At 64.6% G+C, this 4,319-nt stretch carries 4 protein-coding genes; 1 reads left to right on the top strand and 3 read right to left on the bottom strand.

Annotated elements, in window-relative coordinates; all coding sequences use genetic code 11:
- Together H537_RS49495 and H537_RS49490 are read right to left on the bottom strand one after the other, a co-directional pair.
- On the bottom strand, window positions 1-606 hold a 606-nt coding region (locus tag H537_RS49495), incomplete at its 3' end, for a PAS domain-containing protein (protein ID WP_156901846.1).
- A gap of 42 nt (window positions 607-648) precedes the next feature.
- Window positions 649-1,047, bottom strand: a complete 399-nt coding sequence (locus H537_RS49490) for a hypothetical protein (protein WP_156901845.1) — start codon at window positions 1,045-1,047, stop codon at window positions 649-651.
- A gap of 320 nt (window positions 1,048-1,367) precedes the next feature.
- Here H537_RS49490 and H537_RS44170 point away from each other — a divergent pair, with 320 nt between their 5' ends.
- Window positions 1,368-2,063 carry a response regulator gene (locus H537_RS44170; RefSeq protein WP_051242975.1) on the top strand — a complete coding sequence of 232 codons (696 nt, stop codon included), beginning with the start codon at window positions 1,368-1,370 and terminating at the stop codon, window positions 2,061-2,063.
- 573 nt (window positions 2,064-2,636) lie between these two features.
- Here H537_RS44170 and H537_RS44165 read toward each other — a convergent pair.
- A partial coding sequence (locus H537_RS44165) for a PAS domain-containing sensor histidine kinase (protein ID WP_211235036.1) occupies window positions 2,637-4,319 on the bottom strand: 1,683 nt, incomplete at its 5' end.

Here is a 4,319-nt window from a genome sequence, read left to right as displayed (position 1 = left end):
GTGGATGCTGGCTGCCCACCCCTCGCCCGTGCTGTTGGTATCGCTCAGCCCGGTGTACTCGTGCCAGCGCTTGTTGTACCAGTCCACGTGGCCGTCGGACCGGTTGCTCCACAGCAGGTCTGGCACCAGGTTGGCGATGGCGTACATCTGCGCCTCGCTCTGGCGCCGTGCTGCTTCAGCTTGGCGGCGCGCGGTGAGGTCCACCGTCACCGCCAACAAGCGAGGCCCGGTACCCGGCTGCGGCTCCAGCCGCGTAAGGCTGCTCTGGGCCACGACCAGCGTGCCATCCGGACGCCGGTAGCGCTTTTCCAGGGTCGCGCTGCCACCCTGCTGTAGCACCCTGGTAGCGGCCTGCAGGCTGCGGGCCACGTCATCGGGATGGGTCACGTCCGCGATCGTCATGCTCAACAGGGCTTCGGTGCTGCGTCCGACGATGCGGCCGAGTTCGGGATTGACCCGAACGAAGCTGCCGTCCGGCGCGATCTCGGACAAGCCCACCAGGGCACGCTCGAAAATCATGGCCAGCTCTTCCTCGCCCTGGCGCAACGCAGCTTCGGCTCTCAACCGCCGCGTCGCCTCGGTGACGGTGAGCAACACGCCGGCCACAAGGCCGTCTTCATCTCGCAGCGGGCTATACGCCAGCGAGAACTAGGCGTCTACGAGCTTGCCTGAGCGCGTGACGGGAAAGTGCGCGTCCTCCAGGCTGACCGATTCGCCTTGCCGCACGCGCTCGTAGATTGGCGCGTGGACGTGCCAGACCTCGGCCCAGTACTCGCGCGCGGGCTGCCCCAGCCCGGCCGGGTGCTTCACACCCATGAGTTCGCCGCAGGCGTCGTTGTAGATCTGGATGAGCTGCGGTCCCCACAGCACGATGCTGGCCACGGGGTGCGCCAGCACGGTCTGCACGATCATGCGCAGGCTCATCGGCCAGAGCCGGATGGGCCCCAGCGGCGTGGCAGCCCAGTCGTACTCACGCACGCGCTGCGCCATCTCGCCACTGGCGAAGGGCCAGCCGGCGCAGCCATGATTGGATGGGCTTGAGTCCACGTATCAAGCGTAGTCCGGCCTATGCCCATGTTCCAGCAATGCCGTGGTTGTGTACAAAGCCCACAGCTTGGCTGTCCCCGTCTTCAGCCGACTCTGGTCCCCGTGCCCTGCTCATATGCCTGCGCTGACCGGCAGACCTGTTGCTCGAGGCGAAATTAGCCCACGTGCAAGGGCGCGAATCCCAGGACAAAGCATGCTGGCCAAAACCAGCGCAACTATTTCAGCGCATTTCCAGCACCCTTCAAACGGGGGCACTGGATTTGGGATGGCAGGGCACCGACATTGGTAGCATGCCTTTGCTTTTTGCAACGGGAGGTTTTATGAATAACATTCTGCTTCTGGAAGATCTGCCGCAAATCCGCACCTGGCTCAAGTGCTTGGTATTGGAGGTATTCCCGAACGCCAAGATTGCCGAAAGCGCCCGGGTGCACGACGCGATGGGTCTGGTATCCGTGGTGAACTTCGACCTCGCGCTCATTGACCTGGGTCTGCCTGATGGCTCGGGAGTGGACGTGGTGGAGGCACTGCACCAGCAGCAGCCTCAAGCCCAGTCCGTGGTGGTGTCCATCCACGACGACGACGAGCATCTCTTTCCTGCACTGCAGGCCGGTGCCTGGGGCTACATCCTCAAGGAGCAACCCCGCGAGCTCATCACCCAACAACTGCAGCGCATCAGCCATGGCGAGCCGCCGCTGTCGCCCTCGATCGCACGTCGTGTCCTGGCTTATTTCGCCGCGCAGGCCACGCCGCAGGCCGACCTCATGCCGCACGTCAACCTCACCGGGCGGGAGACAGAGGTGCTGCTGCGCGTGGCCAAGGGCTTCTCGCTGCCCGAGGTCGCCGTGCAGCTCCATCTTTCTCGCCACACCATCGCCGACTACGTCAAGCAGATCTACCGCAAGCTCAATGTGAACTCACGCGCCGAGGCCGCGCTGGAGGCACAGCGGCTGGGACTTTTTGGTCGCTCCAGCAGTGCAAGCACCAGCTATTCAGCATCCGCCACCTGGAGGCGCTGAAGGCGTGGCGGCGCAGTGGCCGCGCTTGCTCACGGTCGTGACTCCTTCGGCTTTTAACGCCAGTGTCAAATCGTGCCGCCATGTCGAAGCTGCAATTGCTTCAACGGCAGACCTCATACTGCATGCCAAGTCAACGGGCTCGAGGACACACTGTTGCTGGCACTAGCCGGATTCGACCGACGCTGACAGTCAGCAAGCCGTAAGCTTTGGGCTTGGTCCTGTAGCCTGGAGTGGTCTGCGGCCATGAAGAAGGCGGCCTGTGACCGCCCTGGGTGAAATGGCTGCAGAGGTCTCAGGCCCTGCCAGCGACGATACCGATGACGCTGCTCTCCTGTTCGCCACCCGTAGTGTCTTCACCTTGCTCTCCAGACGCCAGCCTGAACCCGACCCTGAGTGTCACCTGGTCGTGACCAATGCGGCTTCAGTCTCCCGGGGAGCCGCAACGTCGGTTCACCGTTGCGCCGCCGCTGGAGTTGGGTTCGGAGCCGAACCTGAGCTGCATCCTTCCGAGGTAATTCAAGAAGGCCGCCCAGCAAGCAGAAGGTGGCTACGAGAACGGTGCTTCCTGCTCTCTCACCTCGCCACAGGCATCGTCACAGTGAAGCCAAACGTGCTGCCCTTGCCAGGTTTGCTCTTGACCTCCAGGCGCCCGCCCATCACGTCCACCAAGCGCCGCACGATGGACAGGCCCAGGCCCATGCCGCCAAAGCGCCGCGTGGTGGAACTGTCGGCTTGCGCAAACGGCTGGAAGATGCAGGCCTGCTGTTCAGGCGCAATGCCGATGCCCGTGTCTGTCACGTAGAAACGCAGCGTGGCCTGAGCGGTCTCGCTGCTGGTCTGCCGTACGCTCAGCACGACGCTGCCCGACGGCGTGAACTTCACGGCATTGCTCATGAGATGGAGGAGCACCTGCTTCAGGCGCAAGGGGTCGCCGATCAACTGCGCGGGCACTCCTGGCTCGATATCCAGCCGCAGCGCCAGCCCCTTGGCATCCGCCGGAGAGCGCACCGATGCAAAAATCCCCTCGAGCAGCGGCGCGAGCTCGAAGCGGGACGCTTCAAGCCTGAGCTTGCCGGCTTCGATGCGCGAGAGGTCCAACACGTCGTTGGTGAGCGCCAGCAGTTGCTCGCCAGCTTCATGGATGTGGCGGATGAAGCGGGTTGTATCCTGAGGCAGTTCCTGTCGTAGCAGCAACTGGCTCAGTCCGATGACGGCGTTGAGCGGTGTCCGTAGCTCGTGGCTCATGTGGGACAGAAAGGCCGTTTTGGCCCGCGTTGCGGCCTCGGCTTGTTCCGCGCGGCGCTTGAGCTCGTGCTGCATGGCCTGCAGCTGCTGCTCGCGCGCCTTGCGTTCGCTGTTGTCCACCAGCGTCGCACGCAAGGGCGTGGCGGCTGATCCAGTGCCCGGCGCGGTGACCATGCTCAGCAGCATGGGCATCGTGCTGCTGTCCTCGAACATGAAGTCCAGCTCCTGGTCCATCACCCTGCCCTGACGCAGGGCGACATCGATGCAGTTGTCCAGGGTTTGGCGGCTGGCCGGCACCAGGAACTCGCGCAGGTCATGGCCGACCAGCTCGTGGCGCGCGTAGCCCAGCATCCCTAGCAGGGTATGGTTGGCCTCCAGGACCGTGCCGTCGCCAGCTAACGAGACATAGCCGCACGGCGCCTCATCGTAGAGGTCGGAGATGGTCCGGGCGCGCTCGAGCAGCGCCGCATTGGCCACCGTCAGCTCGGCGGTGCGCTGAGCGACCAGCCGCTCCTGGACCTGAAGACTGCCCGTCAGGGCGTCCATGCCCTCAGCTGTGCGCCGCTCGTGGACCAGGGACACGAAGCAGATCGAGCCGAAGGCGATCATGACGGCGCCGGGCACCAACGTGAAGAACTGCGCCACCGAGAGCGAGCCCGGCATGAGCTCGTCCGCACTGCTGCTGAGCCCCAACACTGTGCGCAGGGCGAAAGCTGCGGACAGCGCGGCGTAGCACAGCAACGCCGCCAGCGTCGATGCAGAGCGACGAGCGCGCAGGCGGTGCAGCAGCAGCCACGCCGTCATGGCCAGCATCACGGTGAACGCGATGGAGATGGTGGTGAACGGCACCTGGCGCGGCAGCCCAAGAACATAGCCGGCCAGCACCCCGCTCATGCCAAAAGCTGCCAGGGCTGCAGTCCACTTGCGCTGCGGCGCCGCACCGAGCAACCGGACATGCGCCTCATGACTCCAATGCGGCAGACCGAAAGCCAGTGCATTGGCCAGCACGAA

Source organism: Azohydromonas australica DSM 1124, from assembly GCF_000430725.1.
In the GTDB taxonomy this organism is placed as follows: domain Bacteria; phylum Pseudomonadota; class Gammaproteobacteria; order Burkholderiales; family Burkholderiaceae_C; genus Azohydromonas; species Azohydromonas australica.
The sequence above is the reverse complement of the archived record's forward strand: the minus strand, read 5'-3'. Positions and strand labels throughout refer to the sequence as shown.